Source organism: Bradyrhizobium sp. ORS 285 (assembly GCF_900176205.1).
GTDB lineage: Bacteria > Pseudomonadota > Alphaproteobacteria > Rhizobiales > Xanthobacteraceae > Bradyrhizobium.
Map to the genome: position 1 here is coordinate 4,696,725 of NZ_LT859959.1, position 15,542 is coordinate 4,712,266.

The 15,542-nt window shown below is 64.7% G+C and carries 10 protein-coding genes; 6 read left to right on the forward strand and 4 right to left on the reverse strand.

Annotation, left to right across the window (positions count from 1 at the left end; translation table 11 throughout):
• Nucleotides 1-3 precede the first annotated feature (3 nt).
• The 3 genes from BRAD285_RS21210 to BRAD285_RS21220 all read left to right on the forward strand — a co-directional run bounded on the left by BRAD285_RS21210 (nt 4) and on the right by BRAD285_RS21220 (nt 3,544).
• On the forward strand, nt 4-1,143 hold the full coding sequence (locus BRAD285_RS21210) for a thiolase (protein WP_006613820.1): 1,140 nt from the start codon (nt 4-6) through the stop codon (nt 1,141-1,143).
• Nucleotides 1,144-1,385: 242 nt separating this feature from the next.
• Nucleotides 1,386-2,300, forward strand: coding sequence for an SDR family oxidoreductase (locus BRAD285_RS21215; protein WP_006613819.1), 915 nt, complete (start codon nt 1,386-1,388; stop codon nt 2,298-2,300).
• A 128-nt stretch (nt 2,301-2,428) separates the two neighbouring features.
• On the forward strand, nt 2,429-3,544 hold the full coding sequence (locus BRAD285_RS21220) for an SMP-30/gluconolactonase/LRE family protein (RefSeq protein WP_006613818.1): 1,116 nt from the start codon (nt 2,429-2,431) through the stop codon (nt 3,542-3,544).
• Nucleotides 3,545-5,023: 1,479 nt separating this feature from the next.
• Here BRAD285_RS21220 and ppc read toward each other — a convergent pair.
• The 3 genes from ppc to BRAD285_RS21235 form a co-directional block, all read right to left on the reverse strand.
• Nucleotides 5,024-7,792 carry a phosphoenolpyruvate carboxylase gene (gene ppc, locus BRAD285_RS21225; RefSeq protein ID WP_371507210.1) on the reverse strand — a complete coding sequence of 923 codons (2,769 nt, stop codon included), beginning with the start codon at nt 7,790-7,792 and terminating at the stop codon, nt 5,024-5,026.
• A 156-nt stretch (nt 7,793-7,948) separates the two neighbouring features.
• Nucleotides 7,949-9,493 (reverse strand): acyl-CoA synthetase, encoded by a 1,545-nt coding sequence (locus BRAD285_RS21230; RefSeq protein WP_035647831.1) that lies wholly within the window; start codon nt 9,491-9,493, stop codon nt 7,949-7,951.
• 129 nt (nt 9,494-9,622) lie between these two features.
• Nucleotides 9,623-10,432, reverse strand: a complete 810-nt coding sequence (locus BRAD285_RS21235) for a crotonase/enoyl-CoA hydratase family protein (protein ID WP_006613815.1) — start codon at nt 10,430-10,432, stop codon at nt 9,623-9,625.
• Between the two features lie 102 nt (nt 10,433-10,534).
• Here BRAD285_RS21235 and BRAD285_RS21240 point away from each other — a divergent pair, with 102 nt between their 5' ends.
• Nucleotides 10,535-11,410 carry an SDR family oxidoreductase gene (locus BRAD285_RS21240; protein ID WP_006613814.1) on the forward strand — a complete coding sequence of 292 codons (876 nt, stop codon included), beginning with the start codon at nt 10,535-10,537 and terminating at the stop codon, nt 11,408-11,410.
• A 122-nt stretch (nt 11,411-11,532) separates the two neighbouring features.
• On the forward strand, nt 11,533-13,113 hold the full coding sequence (locus BRAD285_RS21245) for a fatty acid--CoA ligase (protein ID WP_006613813.1): 1,581 nt from the start codon (nt 11,533-11,535) through the stop codon (nt 13,111-13,113).
• 184 nt (nt 13,114-13,297) lie between these two features.
• Here BRAD285_RS21245 and BRAD285_RS21250 read toward each other — a convergent pair whose 3' ends face one another.
• Nucleotides 13,298-14,572, reverse strand: coding sequence for an acyl-CoA dehydrogenase family protein (locus tag BRAD285_RS21250; protein ID WP_006613812.1), 1,275 nt, complete (start codon nt 14,570-14,572; stop codon nt 13,298-13,300).
• Nucleotides 14,573-14,733: 161 nt separating this feature from the next.
• Here BRAD285_RS21250 and BRAD285_RS21255 point away from each other — a divergent pair, with 161 nt between their 5' ends.
• The gene (locus tag BRAD285_RS21255) at nt 14,734-15,513 is read left to right on the forward strand and encodes an enoyl-CoA hydratase-related protein (RefSeq protein ID WP_006613811.1); all 780 of its coding nucleotides are present in this window, start codon (nt 14,734-14,736) and stop codon (nt 15,511-15,513) included.
• The last annotated feature ends 29 nt before the right edge of the window (nt 15,514-15,542 follow it).

Consider the following 15,542-nt stretch of genomic DNA (forward strand, 5'->3'; position numbering starts at 1 on the left):
CCGATGCGCCAAAACCAGGTTGCCGTGGTCGGCGCAGCCGAGACCACCGAGCTCGGCGTCATTCCGAACATGTCGCAGATCCAGCTGCATGCGGACGCGGCGCTGAACGCGATCGCCGATGCCGGTCTGAAGCTCTCGGACATCGACGGCTTCGCCACCGCGGTCGAGACGCCGCAGCAGATGTGCCACTACCTCGGCATCACGCCGACCTGGGTCGACGGCACCTCGGTCGGCGGCTGCTCGTTCATGCTGCATGTCCGCCACGCCGCCGCCGCGATCGAGGCCGGGCTGTGCAAGACCGTGCTGATCACCCATGCCGAGAGCGGCAAGTCGATGATCGGCAAGCTGCCGCGCTCGATTCCCGCGGACAGCCTGCAGGGCCAGTTCGAGGCGCCGTTCGGCGTCTACGGCCCGCCCAGCATGTTTCCGATTCCCGTGCTGCGCTACATGAAGACCTACGGCATCACCCATGAGCAGCTCGCGATGGTCGCCGTCGTGCAGCGCGAATGGGCGGCGAAAAATCCGCGCGCGATGATGAAGGACCCGATCACGGTCGACGACGTCCTGAACTCGCGCATGATCGCCTATCCGTTCCGGCTGCTGCAATGCTGCCTCGTCACCGATGGCGGCGGCGCGCTGATCCTGACCTCCGCCGATCGCGCCCGCGATTTTCCGCGCAAGCCCGTGTACATTCTCGGCACCGGCGAAAGCGTGGAGACGCCGATGGTCAGCCAGATGGAGACCTTCACCTCGTCGCGCGCCTTCAAGGTCGCGGGCCCCCTCGCCTTCAAGGAGGCCGGCATCACGCATGCCGATGTCGATCACCTCATGATCTACGACGCGTTCGCGCATCTGCCGCTGTTCGGCCTCGGCGATCTCGGCTTCATGCCGCATGAGGAGACCGGCCCGTTCATCGCGGCCGGCCACACGCGGCCCGGCGGCAAGCTCCCGCTCAACACCAATGGCGGCGGCCTGTCCTACATGCATTCGGGCATGTACGGCATGTACGCGCTGCAGGAGAGCGTCCGCCAGATGCGCGGCATCGCGCCCGCGCAGGTGCCGAATGCGAAAATATCCGTGTGCCACGGCGTCGGCGGCATGTTCGCCGCGTCGGGCACGATCATCTTCACCAACGAGAGGTAACGACGCGGGACAGTTCGTGGCAGTCAGCACGGCCTCCAACGTCCTTCGAGACGCCCGCCTTCGGCGGGCTCCTCAGGACGAGGACTGATTTCGCGGAAAGAGAACTGATACCTGGGGAGAGATCTCAACCCTCATGGTGAGGAGCGCCTCTTCGGCGCGTCTCGAACCATGAGGCCCCACCGCCAAATATCGCCCCCTGCGGCGGGCGAGGTAATAACACACATCCAGCCGAGGAAACTCTCATGACCAAATCACTCCAGGACAAAGTCATCATCGTCACCGGCGCCGGCCGCGGCATCGGGCGCGAGATCGCGCTGCTGTGCGCCGCCGAGGGCGCCAAGGTCGTGGTCAACGATCCCGGCGTCGCCTCGGACGGCTCGGGCACCAGCGCCGCACCGGCGGAGGAAGTGGTCGAGGAGATCCGCAAGGCCGGCGGCACGGCGGTCGCAAACTTCGAGAGCGTCTCCGAGGCGATCCCCGCCAGCAAGATCGTGAAGGCCGCGACCGATCATTTCGGCCGGCTCGACGGCGTGGTCAACAATGCCGGCATCCTGCGCGACATGATCTTCCACAAGATGAGCATCGAGGCGTTCGAGGCCGTCATCAAGGTCCACCTGATGGGCTCGTTCTACGTGTCGCATTCCGCGGCGCGGCTGTTCCGCGAACAGGAGAGCGGCTCGTTCGTGCACTTCACCTCGACCTCCGGCCTGATCGGCAATTACGGCCAGGCCAACTACGCCGCCGCCAAGCTTGGCATCGTCGGCCTGTCGAAGTCGATCGCGCTCGACATGGGCCGCTTCAACGTCCGCTCCAACTGCGTGTCGCCATTCGCCTGGAGCCGCATGATCGGCACCATTCCGGCGGAGACCGAGGCCGAGAAGGAGCGGGTCGAGCGCATGAAGCGCATGGGGCCGGAAAAGATCGCGCCGGTCGTCGCCTATCTGCTGGGCGATGCCTCGAAGGACGTCACCGGCCAGATCTTTGCTGTCCGCATGAACGAGATCTTCCTGATGGGCCAGTCGCGCCCGCTGCGCTCTGTGCATCGCGGCGAAGGCTGGACGCCGCAGACCATCGCCGAGCACGGCATGCCCGCGCTGAAGCCGTCGTTCTACAAGCTCGATCGTTCCGCCGATATCTTCGGCTGGGATCCCATCTGAGCGCTGCGACGCGCAAGAACCGGTTTGCAGCGCACACCATCTCAAGTTGTTATTTCTCTAAACGACCCGCACGTCGCCACGATTCCGTCGTATGGTCGCCTCCCAACGAAAAACGTTTGGAGGAAACCATGACGAATTCGCGACACGATCTCATCAAGGACGTGCCGGCCGAAGCCGATCGCTTCGACCGGCGCACGCTCCTCAAGGGCGTTGCAGGCTTTGCCGCCGCGGCTGCCGCGGTCTCCCCGGCGATCGCGCGCGACTATGGGCCGCATGCGGAGCCGCAGCGCTATCCCGATCCCGATATCGTCGTGATCGACGAGAAGCGCTTCAAGGCCAAGGTCGGCAACACCGTCATCAAGCGCCTGTTCACCGGTTGCCTGTGGGCGGAAGGACCGGCGTGGAACACGCAGGGCCAGTATCTGGTCTGGAGCGACATCCCCAACAATCGTCAGCTGCGTTATCTCGACGACGACGGTCACATCTCGCAGCAGTTCCGCAACCCCTCCAACGAGTCGAACGGCAACACCTTCGACTATGAAGGACGGCAGATCACCGCGGAGCGCACACGTCTCGTCCGCTTCGAGCACAACGGCACGGTAACCGTGCTGGCCGAGAAAGCGAACGACAAGGCGCTCAACGGCCCGAACGACATGGTCGTCAATCCCGCCGACAAGTCGATCTGGTTCACCGATCCCGGCTACGGCTCGATTAATCTGTATGAGGGCCAGAACGTCCGCAACGGCTCCAACCAGCCGTTCCAGAAGGAAGCGGTGTATCGCGTCGACGCGCAGTCCGGTGCGGTGACCAAGGTGGCCGACGAGCCGTTCAAGCCGAACGGCATCGCCTTCAGCCACGATTACAAGAAGCTCTATGTCTGCGACACCGGCACCACGCATTATCCCAACGCCAAGAACGTGGTCTGGCAATACGACATCAACGGCGACAAGCTGTCGAACCCGAAGGCGTTCATCGACATGACGCTCGACGGCAAGTCGGGCCTGCCCGACGGCCTGCGCGTCGATATCGACGGCAACATCTGGGTCGGAGCCGGCTGGGTCGGCGAAGGCTATGACGGCGTCCATATCTTCGCCCCCGACGGCCAGCGCATCGGCCAGATCAAGCTGCCGGAAATCTGCGCCAACGTCTGCTTCGGCGGCAAGAAGCGCAACCGCCTGTTCATGACCGCGAGCCAGTCGCTGTATGCGGTGTATGTGGAGACACAGGGGGCGCATATCTGTTAGCAGAACTGCTGCTCCCGGCGCGCGCTGTTCGTCCGTCTCGCGTCAGCGCGCGCAGGCGATCGTCATCTGCCTCCTCTCAATGAGGACGCGGCTCTTGGTTCATTTGCAGCTCCGGCTTCGGAGTTGGCCCCTCTCCATGAACACGCTGCCCATCGATGCGTCACAGCAAGAAATATCGCGGACAGACCTATCCTCCTCACCGTACGCAAGTCCGCCAAGACCGCTTCCTCCGTCATTGCGAGCGCAGCGAAGCAATCCAGAGTCCTTGCTGAGCCCTGGATTGCTTCGCTGCGCTCGCAATGACGGAGAATAGACGGCGCTCATCCCTTTCCATGAACACGCCTCTCGGCGTGTTCATGGTCGAGTGTGCAGTGCCGCCCCGGCTGTGGCCCCTCATGGTGAGGAGCGCCGCGGTCCGGTCGTACCATCAGCGAGGGTCTATATCGCGGCGCGTCTCGAACCATGAGGCCCCGGCCGGGCCTCGCCCTTCGAGACGCGCGCTAAAGTGGCGCGCTCCTCAGGGTGAGGGGTGAAAGTGTGCTGTAACGTATGAGGCGCTTCAATGGTCCAGACCTTTGGCCTTGGCAACAGCTTCATTTGCTCCGCATAAAATTCTACAAAAAATAATTATCTTGCTATTTTTCAGCATTCATGCTTTTCTCCCCCCATCCCGCCTCAAGCAAGGGGCGTAGCGCGCGATCGTCACGACACGCGAGGCGGGGATGCGATGACCGCAGTGGGCCGCAGCGTGTCTTCACCGATGCGCGGACGAACGGCTTCGTTGCGGACGTGAAATCGCGTGGTCCTGGCGCCCCGACGCAGGCGTCAAGTTCGTGTGGTGCCTACGCATCGCAGGGGCGACGGTGTCTACGAGCCGGCACACCGGGGAGATCGCGTATAAGCGTGAAGACATCGCGCGGGGAATGCCGGATGTTCGGCTGAACCTGTGGTGACTGCCGCCTGCTTATCTTTCTGCAGGCGGGCCATGGGTGAGGCCTTCACCCGGCATTCCCCGCGCCCTTGCATGTTTGCGAGGGACGAACTCATCGCAAGAGCTCGGGCATGATGTGCCGCGAGAACGCGATGCCGTGTCCCATGCTGTTTGAGACTGTGAAACGGAAGATGTCCAAGCGACGCTGCCGTAGGGTGGGCAAAGGCGCGCCTCCGAACTTGCGTTGCACGCCGCACTATCTCGCGCGCCGTGCCCACCATTGCATCCGACGACGTCGCTGCACGGTGGGCACGCAACCGCCCTCCGGGCGGCCGCTTTGCCCACCCTACGGTTTTCACGACACCCACCGCTGTCGTCCCGGACAAGCCATGCCGCGCCAGCGCGGCATGGCGCCGATCCGGGACCCATACTCTGTGGCGGTCGGGTTGGGCAAAAGGCCAATGACCAGCGTGCCTCGAACCGCTCCCTGGGGGTATGGGTCCCGGCGTGCGCCGGGACGACAGCGAGTGTGTGGCGGCCGGCTCGGCCTACCCCGTATTCCTCAACCCCGCCGAGATGCCGTTGATGGTCAGCTGAATCCCGCGCAGCACCTGCTCGTCCGGATTCTGCGCGCGGTGCGCCTTCAAGAGCTCGACCTGGACGTGGTTGAGCGGATCGAGATACGGAAACCGGTTGCGCACCGAGCGCTCCAGCAGCGGGTTGCCCTGCAACAGCCGCTCCTGGCCGGTGATGTCGAGCAGAGTCTCGATCACGAGATTCCATTCACCGCGGATGCGGCCGAAGATCTTTTCGCGCAACGCCTCGTCGGGCACCAGTTCCGCATAGCGCGAGGCGATCGCGATCGAGCTCTTGGCGAGCACCATGTCCATGTTCGACAGCAGCATGCGGAAGAACGGCCACTCGCGATTGAGCTCGCGCAGGAACGGCATGCCCTGGTCCGGATTTTCCGCGATCCAGGTCTCGACCGCGCTGCCGAAGCCGTACCAGCCCGGCAGCATCAGCCGGCACTGCGCCCAGGAGAACACCCAGGGGATCGCGCGCAGATCCTCGATCGCGCGGGTCTTCTTGCGCGAGGCCGGACGGCTGCCGATGTTCAAGGTCGCGATCTCGTTGATGACAGTCGAGGCCCAGAAATAGTCGACGAAGCCGTCGGTCTCGTAGACCAGGCCGCGATAGGCCTTGAAGGCGAGCTCGGAGAGCCTGTCCATCGCGGTGAGATATTCGCGCTTCGGCGCCGGCTGCCGCGGATGCAGCAGGCTGGCCTCGAGCGTCGCCGCCGCCAGGATCTCCAGATTAGTACGGCCGACTTCGGCGTTCGAATATTTGCTGGAGATGATCTCGCCCTGCTCGGTGATGCGGATCTGGCCGTTCACGGCGCCGCCGGGCTGCGCGATGATGGCGTCATAGCTCGGGCCGCCGCCGCGGCCGACCGAACCGCCGCGACCGTGGAACAGCCGGAGCCGAATGCCGTGGCGCTCGAAGATGTCGACCAGCCCGATCTCGGCCTTGTAGAGCTCCCAGCCCGAGGTGACGAAGCCGCCGTCCTTGTTGCTGTCGGAATAGCCGAGCATGACCTCCTGCACGGCGCCGCGGCTGTCGACGAGGCGGCGATAATCGTGCAGCGCCAGCATCCGGTCCATGATGCCGCTGGAGGCCTGCAGATCCTCGATGGTCTCGAACAGCGGCACGATGTTGACAGCGCAGCGACCGGAGGGATCGATCAGCCCGACCTCCTTCAACAGCAGCGCGACCTCCAGCATGTCCGACATGCCCTTGCACATCGAGATGATGCACTGGGAAATCACGTCGGCGCCGAACGTCGCGTGCGCCTCTGCGGCGGCACGGAACAGGTCGAGCTCGCCGACCGTCTCGTCGCTGTACTTGACGAATTGCGACACCAGCGGCCTGTTATTGCGCAGCTCGCTCACCAGCAGGCCGACGCGCGCATCCTCGCTCAGCGCCATGTAGGACATGCCGGGCATCGCGGTGTCGATCAGCTCGGCCACCGTGCGCTCGTGCACCGCCGAGTTCTGGCGGATGTCGAGCCGCGCCAGATGGAAGCCGAAGCAGTCGACCGCACGCCGCAGCATCCGCAGGCGGCCGCGCGCGATCACCTCGGCATTGTTGGCGATCAGCGAACGATGCAGCACGTCGAGATCGTCCTGCAGCTGCTTGACGCTGTCATAGGGCGCGACCGCCGCCACCGGCAGGCGGCTGATCTGGATGCCGAGCTTTTTCGCGGTGGCTGCGAGGCGCGCGTAGATGCCGGACACCGCCAGCCGATACGGCTCGCCGCTGCGATGGGGCGACGTGTCGGGGGAGCGCTCGGCGAGCACACGCAGCTCCTCGGAGACATCGGCGAGATGGGCCGCCATCGACAGCTCGCTGCCGAGCAGATGCAGCTCTTCAAGATAGTAGTGCAGCGCCAGGCTCGACTGCAGCTTCAGCGTGCCGCGCATCACCTCGGCGGTGACGAACGGATTGCCATCGCGGTCGCCGCCGATCCAGCTGCCCATGCGCAGGAACGACGCGAGGTCGCCCGCGACCTCGGCGCCGTCGTTCAGCCGGTCCTCCAAGCTGCACAACAGCCGCGGCACCTCGCGCAGGAAGGTGTAGTCGTAGAACGACAGCCCGTTGGTGACCTCGTCGAGCACGGTCAGCTTGGTCCGGCGCAGCAGATTGGTCTGCCACAGGGTCAGCACCGCGCGGCGCAGCGCCTCGTCATTGGCTTCGCGCTCGTCCGGGGTCAGCTGCATCCGCTCGCGGCGGTCGAGCAGCATCGCCACCTCCATCTCGCGATCCATCGTGCTCTTGCGCCGCACCTCGGTCGGATGCGCGGTCAGCACCGGACTGACGAGCGCGGTCGAGAAGAACTTGCGCAGCTCGGCGGCCTCGAAGCCCGCCGACTTGGCGTGCGCCAACGTCGCGGCCAGCATCCCGGCGCCGCCATTGCCATCACTCTTGGCGCGCATGCGGCGGATATTGTTCTGGTCCTCGGCGATGTTGGCGAGGTGGGAGAAATAGCTGAAGGCGCGGACGATCCGGACGGTCTCCGCCGTGGTCATGCCGTCGAGGATCTGCTCCAGCTCGCCCCTCGCCTGCCGATCCTCGTCCCTGTGGAAGCGCACCGACGTCTGGCGTATCAGCTCGACCAGGTCGAACACATCAGCGCCCTCCTGGTCGCGGACGGTGTCGCCGAGAATGCGGCCGAGCAGCCGGATGTCGTCACGGAGCCGCGCATCCTCCTCCATGGCTTGCGCCTCGGCGGCGCGGTTGGGACGGATTTCCTCTGGCATGACATCTTGTATGGCTTGCGGCGACATGGATGCGCTCTCCAGCAGCTGCCCATTTACGGGTCAGTCTGCCGTATCCGTACCGCAGCGCAAGATCAAGAAAGAGGCGTCGCCTGCCTTATTGAATGCGACGCTCACCTTCTGTCCCCGACGGCCGCATCAGATCTGCCGTCCCGCCCGTTCCCAATAGGGATCTCGCAGGCGTCGCTTGAAGATCTTGCCAGAATCCTCGCGGGGCAATTGGCCATGGATTTCGATGTGCCTGGGCACCTTGTAGTCGGCCAGCGACGCCTTCAGCCGCGCCTTGACCTCGCCGGTGTCCAGCGTCACGCCGGGCTGCGGCTCGACCACGGCCATCAGCGCCTCGCCGAACTCGGCATCGGGGATGCCGAACACGGCGCAATCATGCACACCGGGCACCGCGTGCAGCACGGCCTCGATCTCGGCCGGATAGATGTTGACGCCGCCGGAGATCACCATGTCGCGCTTGCGGTCGCAGAGGAACACGTAGCCCTCTTCGTCCATGTAGCCGACATCGCCGGAGGTGATGAAGCCGTCGCGGTCGATCTCAGCGCGCTTCTCCGGCTTGTTGTGATAGGTGAAGTCCGGATTGCCGGCGATGCGGGAATAGATCTCACCGACCTCGCCCTGCGGCAGGACACGGCCGTCCTCGCCGAGGAAGCGCAGTTCGGCGCCGGGCGAGATCTTGCCGACGGTGCCAGGCTTGCGCAGCGCATCTTCGGAGGTCGCGAAGGTCACCGCACCCGACTCGGTCGAGCCGTAGAACTCATAGATCACCGGTCCCCACCATTCGATCATCGCGCGCTTGACGTCGGCCGGGCAAGGCGCCGCGGCGTGGATGATATGGCGCAGCGAGGAGACGTCGTAGCGGCGGCGCACCTCCTCCGGCAGCTTCATCAGCCGGATGAACATCGTCGGCACCATGAAGATGGTGTCGATCCGTTCGGCCTGGATGACCTCCAGAAATGCCTCCGGCTCGAAGCGCGGCATCAGCACCAGCGCGCCGCCGAGCCGGCCGGCGCGCAGGCCGAAGGCGTTCGGAGCCGAATGATAAAGTGGTCCCGGAAGCAGCGCCCGCGAGCCAGGCCTCAGGCCATAGATCAGCGCCCGCATTCGTTCGGCGGAGGCCGCCTGCTCGACCGTCGGCGCGGCGCGGCGGACGCCCTTGGGGTGTCCGGTCGTGCCCGAGGTGTAGATCATGTTTTGCGGCTGCGGCACCTGCGGCCCCTCGTAGGGGGTCTGCTCGGCGAGCCAGTGCTCGAACTCGATCGCGAAGTCAGGCGTCTCCAGCAGCTCCGCGCTGATCTTGTAGTTCGACAGGATCTCCGGCGGTGTCGGCACGCTGAGCACAGTCACGCCGGCCGGAATCAGGCCACGAAGCTGATGCAGCAGGTCGGCATGGCCGATCAGCACCCGCGTCGCGGAATCCTTCAGGATGTAATCGATCTCCTCCGGCTTGAAATGCCAGTTCACCGGCACGCCATAGGCGCCGAGCCGCATCGCGCCATAGGCGGCCTCGATGAAGGCGATGTCGTTGCGCATCAGCATGCAGACGCAATCGCCCTGGCGCACGCCAAGCTGCGCAAGGCCGCTGGCGATCCGCGCGGCGCGGTCGGCGATGTCAGGGTGGCTGCGCCGGCGATCGCCGGAGATGATGCCGCAGAACAAAGAGGACGCTTCCATTCTTGTGGCCTTGTCCGATCTAACGTCGGTTCGAGTGTTGTCGTCATTCCGGGACGATGCGGAGCATCGAACCCGGACTCTCGAGATTCCGGGTCTGCTCCTTCGGAGCATCCCGGAATGACAGCGGGGTCAATCCGCGAATTTCGGCGCACGCTTCTCGATATTGGCCCGCACAGATTCGAGTTGGTTGGGACTACCGATCAGCTTTTGCTGCTCGACGGATTCAGCCAGCAGCGCCGGCCCCGGGTCGACCGAGAGATTGTTCAGCATCCGCTTGGCGGCGCGGATCGCATCGGGGTTCTTGCCCGCGATCTCCCGCGCCGTCTCCAGCGCCGCCGCCCGTGGATCGGCGCAGATGCGCGTGACGAGGCCGTAAGCCTGCCCCTCTTCCGGCGAGAACACCCGGCCGGTGTAGGTCAGCTCACGCAGGATGTCGTCGCGCATCAAGGTCGCGAGAACAGGCGTGCCGGCCATGTCGGGCACGAGACCCCATTTGATCTCCATGATCGACATCTTGGTATCAGGCGCGACGTAGCGCATGTCGGCGCCGAGCGCGAGCTGGAAGCCGCCGCCATAGGCCACGCCATGCACCGCAGCAATCACCGGCACCGGCAGTTGTCGCCAGCCCCATACCGCCTGCTGGGCGAAGTTCGCCTTGCCGTGGGTGCGAATGGTGAGATCACGCTTCTCGCCGCCAGCGATACCATTGCCGCCGGACTCCTTCATCGCCGCGAAGCGGCCCATGTCGAGCCCGGCGCAGAACGCGCGGCCCTCGCCGGACAACACCACGGCGCGCAGCCCCTTCTCGTTCGCCAGCCGTTCGGTCGCCGCCACCAGCGCCGCGAACATCTCCTGATCGAGCGCATTCATCTTGTCGGCGCGGATCAGGCGGACGTCGGCGACGCCGTCCTTGATCTCGATCGCGATGCGGTTGTCCATCGGGCGGTCTCCTCACGATTGTCTTTGTGACTTTACAGAAGGCTGCCGGAGCAGTTTAGTCAATCGACCAATTAACTCACAACATGTCAGGCGGAAACTTCCATGTTCAAGGACAATCTCCTCGAGGGTCGACGCATTCTGGTGACCGGCGGCGGCACCGGCCTCGGCAAGGCGATGGCCGCCCGCTTCCTCCAGCTCGGCGCGGAAGTGCATATTTGCGGACGGCGGAAAATCGTCTGCGACGAGACCGCGACCGAGCTGATGGATCTCTATGGCGGCCGCGTCACCAGCCACGGCGTCGACATCCGCAACGCAATGGCGGTCGAGGAGATGATCGAGGCGATCTTCCAGGAAGGCGGACTGACCGATCTCATCAACAACGCCGCCGGCAATTTCATTTCCCGCACCGAGGAATTGAGCCCGCGCGGATTCGACGCAGTCGCGAACATCGTCATGCACGGCACGTTCTACGTGACGCATGCGGTCGGCAAGCGCTGGATCGCGGCGAAGCAGCCGGGCAATGTGGTGTCGATCACGGTGACCTGGGTGCGCAACGGCTCGCCTTACGTAGTGCCGTCGGCGATGAGCAAGTCGGCGATCCACGCGATGACTATGTCGCTCGCGACCGAATGGGGCCGCTACGGCATCCGCCTCAACACCATCGCGCCCGGCGAGATCCCCACTGAGGGCATGAGCAAGCGCATCAAGCCGGGCGACGAGGCCGGCGCGCGCACCAAGGCGATGAACCCGATGGGCCGCGTCGGCACCATGGAGGAGTTGCAGAACCTCGCGGTGTTCCTGATCTCCGGCGGCTGCAACTGGATCAACGGCGAGACCATCGCGATGGACGGCGCCCAGGCGCTGGCGATGGGCGGCAATTTCTATCAGCTGCGCGACTGGAGCGACGACGACTGGACCAAGGCCAAGGAGTCGATCAAGGCGCAGAACGAGAAGGACCGGGCGACGCGGACCAGCTGACGACGCTGTTGATCGGCGGCGTGCGGTCGGTAGACTGATTGCAAGATGCTCGCTCCGGGGCAATCCGGGGCGAGAACGACAAGAATATAAAACGAAGAACACGGCACAATCGGAGGGGAAACATGTCCGTAACGACGGCAGCGTCGACGCTCGTCGATGTCGTGCGGAAGCAGGCGCAGGCACTCGGCTCCGCGACCGCCTATGAGTTCGAGGGCCGCAGCACCAGCTTCGCCGAATTCGACCGCAAGACCAATCAGGTCGCCAACGCGCTGAAGGCGCTCGGCCTGAAGCCGCATGAACGGATCGCCTATTTCGGCAAGAACAGCGACGTCTATTTCGAGCTCCTGGTCGGCGCCATGAAGGCCAACGTCGTGATGGCGCCGGTGAACTGGCGGCTCGCTGGCCCAGAAGTCGCCTTCATCGTCGAGGACTGCAAGGCCCCTGCCCTGTTCGTCGGACCCGAGTTCATCACCATGATCCGGCAGATCCGCGATCAGATCCCGAGCGTGCGGCACATCATCACCACCGAAGGCGGCGCGCCGGAGTGGCAAGACTATCCGGCGTGGCGCGACGCGCAAAATGCCGATGATCCGGGCGTTGATATCACGCCGAAGGACATCGCGCTGCAGCTCTACACGTCAGGCACGACGGGCAAGCCGAAGGGCGCGATGCTGTCGCACGCGAACTTCCTCAACCTCGTCAACACCGGCAATCCGGAGGAGAAGCCGGACTGGAACAAATGGTCGACCGACGACGTGTCGCTGATCGCGATGCCGATCTTCCATATCGGCGGCTCCGGCTGGGGTCTGATGAGCCTCTACCACGGCGCCCGCGGCGTCATCGCGCGCGAGTTCGATCCGACCAGGATCCTCGACTTCTTCGAGCAGTCCGGCATCACCAAACTGTTCATGGTGCCCGCCGCGATGCAGTTCGTGGTGCGGCAGCCGCGCGCGAGGCAGGTCGATTTCTCGCGGCTGAAATACATGCTGTACGGCGCCTCGCCGATCCCGGCCGCGCTGCTGAAGGAATGCATCGACGTCTTCAAATGCGGCTTCGTGCAGATGTACGGGATGACCGAGACCACCGGCACCATCATCGCGCTGCCGCCGGAGGACCATGTCGAGGGGCTGGAGCGGATGCGCTCGGCCGGCAAGCCGCTGCCCGGCGTCGAGGTCGCGATCATCGACCCGCTTGGCAATCCGCTGCCGCCGCGCGAGGTCGGCGAAATCGCGACCCGCTCCGGCTCCAACATGGCAGGCTACTGGAATCTGCCGGAGGCAACGGCGCGCACGCTCGGCAAGAACGGCTGGCTGCGCACCGGTGACGCCGGCTACATGGATGAGGACGGCTACGTCTACATCCACGACCGCATCAAGGACATGATCATCTCCGGCGGCGAGAACATCTATCCCGCCGAGGTCGAAAGCGCGATCTGCGATCATCCTGACGTCGCCGAGGCTGCCGTGATCGGCATCCCCGACGACAAGTGGGGCGAGGCGGTGAAGGCGATCGTCGTGATGAAGCCGGGAAAGCAGGTAACCGCGACCGACATCATCAACTTCACCCGCACCCGCATCGCCGGCTTCAAGACGCCCAAGACCGTGGATTTCCTCGATGCGCTGCCGCGAAATCCCTCGGGCAAGATCTTACGGCGAAATTTGCGCGACCCGTATTGGGCTGGAAAGGACAGACAAGTGAATTGACCAAGGGCTTGCCCGACGACTCCTGGATCGCTTCGCTTGCGCTCGCGATGACGTGGAGAGAGTGTGCGCTCTCTCAACACCGTCATTGCGAGGCGCCCTTGCGCCGAAGCAATCCAGGGGCCAAGTGACAGGTCTGAATCGCCGCCCTGACGCTTACGATGACCATACTCAAACGACGACCACCTTACCTCTTGTTCGCCCCCATATACCCGAACAGGAAGCCCGCGACTTTCCGCATCTGGATCTCCTCACTGCCCTCCGTGATGCGGTAGCGGCGGTGGTGGCGGTAGATGTGCTCGAACGGCTTATGGCGCGAATAGCCCATGCCGCCGTGGACCTGGATGGCGCGGTCGGCCGCCTCGCAGCACAGGCGGTTAGCCCAGTAGTTGCACATCGAGACCTTGTCGGACAGCGTGTGCTCCACCTGCGCCTGGGTCAGTTGGTCCATCTCCCAGGCGGTCTTGCGGATCAGCAGCCGCAGCATCTCGGCCTGCGTCGCAAGCTCCACCAACGGCCACTGGATCGCCTGGTTCTCCGCCAGCGCCTTGCCGAACGGCTTCCGCTCCCGCGCGTAATTCACGCTCTCATTGATGCAGAACACCGCGGCGCCGAGCGAGCTCGCCGCCTGCCGGATGCGATTTTCGTGCACGAAGCATTGCGCCAGCGACAGCCCACGCCCGACCTCGCCGAAGACAGCATCCTCCGGCACGAACACATCGGTGAAGCTGACGCGAGGGTGATCGGTGGGCATGTTGAAGGTCCAGAGATACTCCTCGACCTTCACGCCCTCACTCTTCGCCGGCACCAGGAAGCAGGTGATGCCGCGCGCATCGCCGTCATTGCCCGAGGTGCGCGCGAACAGCGCGCAATGGGTGGCGACGTGCATGCCGGTCGTCCACATCTTCTCGCCGTTGATCAGCCAACCCTTGACGTTGTCGCGCGTGGCCGGAACAGCCTTGGTCTCCATATGGGTCGCGTCCGAGCCGTGATGCGGCTCGGTGAGGCCGAAGGTGATGCGGTACTTGCCGGTGATCGAGCCGTCGATCATGGCCTTCTGGTCGTCGCGGCCATAGCGGTCGAGCATGGTGACGATCGGCAGGTTGCCGACGATCGAGTGCTCGTTCTGCAGATCGTTGTGCAGCCCGAGGCCCTTCGAGGCAAAATGTTCGCGGATGACGGCCATCCAGAGATTGGAGCCGTCCTTGCCGCCGTAGCGCTTCGGGATCGCGAAGCGCAGATGCCCGGCCGCGTCGGCGCGGTCCTTGGCCTTGCGCAGCAGCTGCTCCCACTCATGCCGCGGCAGCCCGCCATTCTCGAAATCGGTCCGCGCCCATTCGCGGCGATGATCGAAGAAGCGGATGTTGTCGTCGGCCTCCTCCAGCGGCTTGATCTCGGCGGCGATGAAGCGGTCGAGCTCGTCGAGATAGGCGACCAATTCCTTCGGCAAGGAAAAATCCATGGCGTGTCTCCCTGTGTGTTGTTGTTCTTAATCTTGGTCGTGCCGGCTCTCCGCCGCGTGCTTGTGGCGCGCAGCGCGGTTGCGTATTTGGATGACCGCAGATGCAGCGCAGGCGCTAAGCTCGCGCAACGTTGCCAATCACCAACCAGGAGGAGCGGCCGATGGAGCTGAAGTTTTCGAAGGTCACGCGCAAGGGACCGGTCACGATCGTCACCCTTGCCCGTCCCGAGGTCTACAACGCGCTGCATACCGACGCGCATTACGAGCTCGAGGCGGTGTTCGACGGCTTCGCGGCCGATCCCGAGCAATGGGTTGCGATCATCACAGGTGAAGGCGACAAGGCGTTCTGTGCCGGCAATGATCTGAAATGGCAGGCGGCCGGCGGCAAGCGCGGCTGGGGACGGAGCGGCTTCGGTGGCCTCACCTCGCGCTTCGACTGCGACAAGCCGCTGATCGCCGCCGTCAACGGCGTCGCGATGGGCGGCGGCTTCGAGATCGCATTGGCCTGCGACCTGATCATCGCGTCGGAGAATGCCACCTTTGCGCTGCCCGAGCCACGTGTCGGCCTCGCGGCATTGGCCGGCGGCCTGCAGCGGCTGCCGCGCCAGATCGGCATGAAGCGCGCGATGGGCATGATCCTCACGGGGCGCCATGTCGGCGCGCGCGAGGGCCACGAGCTCGGCTTCGTCAACGAGGTGGTGCCGCAGGGCGAAGCGCTGGCGGCCGCGGAGCGCTGGGCAGAGACGATCGCCAAGAACTCGCCGATGTCGATCCGCGCCTCCAAGCAGGCGATCGAGAAGGGTCTGGCAGTGTCGCTGGAGCAGGCCATCACCGAGCAGCGCGACTATCCAGCGGTGCAGGCGATGATCCATTCGCAGGACTACATCGAGGGACCGAAGGCGTTCTCGGAGAAGCGGCCGCCGAAGTGGCTGGGGCGATAACTCCTCGCTGAGCTCGTCATTCCCGGGCG

Bases quoted from the DNA above. Each gene is read 5' to 3' on its own strand.
- BRAD285_RS21255 (WP_006613811.1), top strand. From the start codon at position 14,734: ATGGAGCTGAAGTTTTCGAAGGTCACGCGCAAGGGACCGGTCACGATC.
- BRAD285_RS21220 (WP_006613818.1), top strand. From the start codon at position 2,429: ATGACGAATTCGCGACACGATCTCATCAAGGACGTGCCGGCCGAAGCC.
- BRAD285_RS21230 (WP_035647831.1), bottom strand. From the start codon at position 9,493: ATGGAAGCGTCCTCTTTGTTCTGCGGCATCATCTCCGGCGATCGCCGG.
- BRAD285_RS21240 (WP_006613814.1), top strand. From the start codon at position 10,535: ATGTTCAAGGACAATCTCCTCGAGGGTCGACGCATTCTGGTGACCGGC.
- BRAD285_RS21210 (WP_006613820.1), top strand. From the start codon at position 4: ATGCGCCAAAACCAGGTTGCCGTGGTCGGCGCAGCCGAGACCACCGAG.
- ppc (WP_371507210.1), bottom strand. From the start codon at position 7,792: ATGCCAGAGGAAATCCGTCCCAACCGCGCCGCCGAGGCGCAAGCCATG.
- BRAD285_RS21235 (WP_006613815.1), bottom strand. From the start codon at position 10,432: ATGGACAACCGCATCGCGATCGAGATCAAGGACGGCGTCGCCGACGTC.
- BRAD285_RS21215 (WP_006613819.1), top strand. From the start codon at position 1,386: ATGACCAAATCACTCCAGGACAAAGTCATCATCGTCACCGGCGCCGGC.
- BRAD285_RS21245 (WP_006613813.1), top strand. From the start codon at position 11,533: ATGTCCGTAACGACGGCAGCGTCGACGCTCGTCGATGTCGTGCGGAAG.
- BRAD285_RS21250 (WP_006613812.1), bottom strand. From the start codon at position 14,572: ATGGATTTTTCCTTGCCGAAGGAATTGGTCGCCTATCTCGACGAGCTC.